Annotated in this window: 3 protein-coding genes; 1 reads left to right on the top strand and 2 read right to left on the bottom strand. The window is 67.1% G+C overall.

All coding sequences use genetic code 11. The features are described from left to right. On the bottom strand, positions 1-479 hold a 479-nt coding region (locus JYJ84_RS33785; RefSeq protein ID WP_205190069.1), incomplete at its 3' end, for an FAD-binding oxidoreductase. After that, positions 476-1,408, bottom strand: coding sequence for a 4-hydroxyproline epimerase (locus JYJ84_RS33780; RefSeq protein ID WP_175222623.1), 933 nt, complete (start codon positions 1,406-1,408; stop codon positions 476-478). The genes JYJ84_RS33780 and JYJ84_RS33785, both read right to left, overlap by 4 nt. A 251-nt stretch (positions 1,409-1,659) precedes the next feature. Here JYJ84_RS33780 and JYJ84_RS33775 point away from each other — a divergent pair, with 251 nt between their 5' ends. Next, positions 1,660-2,580 carry a dihydrodipicolinate synthase family protein gene (locus JYJ84_RS33775; protein WP_122949442.1) on the top strand — a complete coding sequence of 307 codons (921 nt, stop codon included), beginning with the start codon at positions 1,660-1,662 and terminating at the stop codon, positions 2,578-2,580. The last annotated feature ends 6 nt before the right edge of the window (positions 2,581-2,586 follow it).

Here is a 2,586-nt window from a genome sequence, read left to right as displayed (position 1 = left end):
GGGCGCGCGCGCTGCAGCAGCCAGTTCGCTGTGACGGGCGCATAGAGGATCGCATCGCCGGGAATCTTCAGCGCACCGCCCAGGCCCGTGCGCAGCATCGGCTCCAGTTGCGCGAGCGTCACCGCGTCGATCAGTTCGCCCGCCACGCCGTGCGCGGCCAGCGTCGCCTGCTTCGCGCGCGCCAGATCCATTTCGTGCGCATCGGCCGCGAGCCACAGCGTGCCGCAGTTGCGGTACGCGCACCCTTCGGGCATCTCGCCGCTCAACGCGCGCCACAGTTCGATCGAATAATGGCTGAGCGCGAGTTCGGCCGCGTTGTCGTCCATCGCGACGAGGTGCCCCATGCCCGCGCCGGTTGCCCCGCCGCTCGCGTCGTCGACGACGAGCACGCGCAGCCCGCGCTGCGCGAGTTCGTGCGCGCACGCCGCGCCAACTATGCCGGCGCCGATCACGACGACATCCGTCTTCGCGTCGCTCACGGCGCAATACCCCAGCCGAACGGATCGTCTTCCTCGATCAACAGTGTCGCTTCCGCGCTCAGGTGCGCGCTGCCGCGGATCGTCGGCACGATGCCGCCTTCGGCCTGCTCGTAGCTCGCCTGGAACACGCTGCCGATCACGCTCGCCTGCCGCCACACCACGCCCGGCGCGAGCTTGCCGTCGGCCGCGAGGCAAGCGAGCTTCGCGCTCGTGCCGGTGCCGCACGGCGAACGGTCGTATGCGAGACCCGGGCACAGCACGAAGCTGCGGCTGTCGTGCTCGGGATCGTCGGCGAACAGCTCGATGTGATCGATCTCGCCACCGTTCGCGCCGGTGATGCCCGCGCGGTCGAGCCCTTCGCGCACGGCCGACGCGTATGCGGTAAGCGCCGCAACGTTGTCGCCGCCGACACGCTGCCCGTGGTCACTGATCAGGAAGAACCAGTTGCCGCCCCACGCGATGTCGCCTTTCACGGGGCCATAACCCGGCACGTCGAGCGCGATGCCCTTCGCATGGCGATAAGCGGGCACGTTGCGCACGCTGACCGACAGATCGTCGTGCAGCGTCGCCTCGACGGTGCCGACGGGCGTTTCGATCCGGTGCACGCCGGGCGCGATGCGCCCCATATGGTGCAGCGTACGCACGACGCCGATCGTGCCGTGCCCGCACATCCCGAGATAGCCACTATTGTTGAAGAAGATCACGCCGGCCACCGCATCGGGCGACACGGGCTCGCACAGCAATGCGCCGACCAGCACGTCGCTGCCGCGCGGTTCGAGAATGCAGGCGGTGCGGTAACGGTCGTGCTCGCGCGCGAGCACGTCGCGGCGCTCGGCCATCGTGCCGCTGCCGAGCGCGGGGAAACCGGACACGACGAGCCGAGTGGGTTCGCCGCCCGTGTGCGAATCGATGATCTGGATGCGCTTCATCATGAGCCGTCCGAAGTGGGGAAAGGAGCATAGCTTCCTCCGTCGCGCGTCCGTCCGCTTGTGGCTTTTCGATGAGGACGACGACGAAATCGGCATAGTGCGACGCGCCCTTCCCGCGCCGTCCGGTCGCTGTGCCGATTTCGTCATTTTGCTCCGCGATACGACTCAAGCGTGATGGGCATTTGCGCGGCGATACTGGTTGCACACCGACACCTCGTCGGCCGACCGATACAAACACGTAGGAGATTGAAGTGAGCCGAAACGCCATTCAGTGGACCGGGGTTTTCCCGGCTGTCAGCACCCAGTTCAAAGCGGACTTTTCCCTCGACATCGACGCCACGCACCGCGTGGTCAAGAACCTGGTGAACGACGGCGTGTCGGGCCTCGTGGTCTGCGGCACGGTCGGCGAAAACACGTCGCTGTCGACGAGCGAGAAGCTGCAGGTGATCGAGGCCGCACGCGACGCGGCCGGCGGCAAGATTCCGGTGATCGCCGGCATCGCCGAATTCACGACCGAATTCGCGCGCAATACCGTGCGTGAAGCACAGCGCGTCGGCGTCGACGGCGTGATGGTGATGCCCGCGCTCGTCTACTCGGCGAAACCGCACGAAACCGCCGCGCACTTCCGCGCGGTCGCAACCAGCACCGACCTGCCGGTGATGGTCTACAACAACCCGCCGATCTACAAGAACGACGTGACGCCCGACGTGCTGATCGCGCTGCAGGATTGCGAGAACATCGTCTGCTTCAAGGATTCGTCGGGCGATACGCGCCGCTTCATCGACCTGCGCAACGCGGTCGGCGATCGCTTCGTGCTGTTCGCGGGCCTCGACGACGTCGTGGTCGAGAGCATCGCCGTCGGTGCCGAAGGCTGGGTGTCGGGCATGTCGAACGCGTTCCCGAAGGAAGGCGAGACGCTGTTCCGCCTTGCGAAGCAGAAGCGTTTCGACGAAGCGCTCGCGCTGTATCGCTGGTTCATGCCGCTGCTGCACCTCGACGCACGCCCCGACCTCGTGCAGTGCATCAAGCTGTGCGAAGAGCTGGTCGGTCGCGGCAGCGCGATCACGCGTCCGCCGCGCCTCGCGCTGCAGGGCGACACGCTCGCGGAAGTGAAGGCCATCGTCGCGAAGGCGCTCGAAACGCGCCCGGCGCTGCCCGACGTTGGTCTCTGATCGACT

This window comes from Burkholderia sp. LMG 13014 (assembly GCF_905232215.1).
Classification (GTDB): domain Bacteria; phylum Pseudomonadota; class Gammaproteobacteria; order Burkholderiales; family Burkholderiaceae; genus Burkholderia.
Note: the sequence above shows the minus strand (reverse complement) of the source record. Positions and strands in the feature narration are given on the sequence as shown.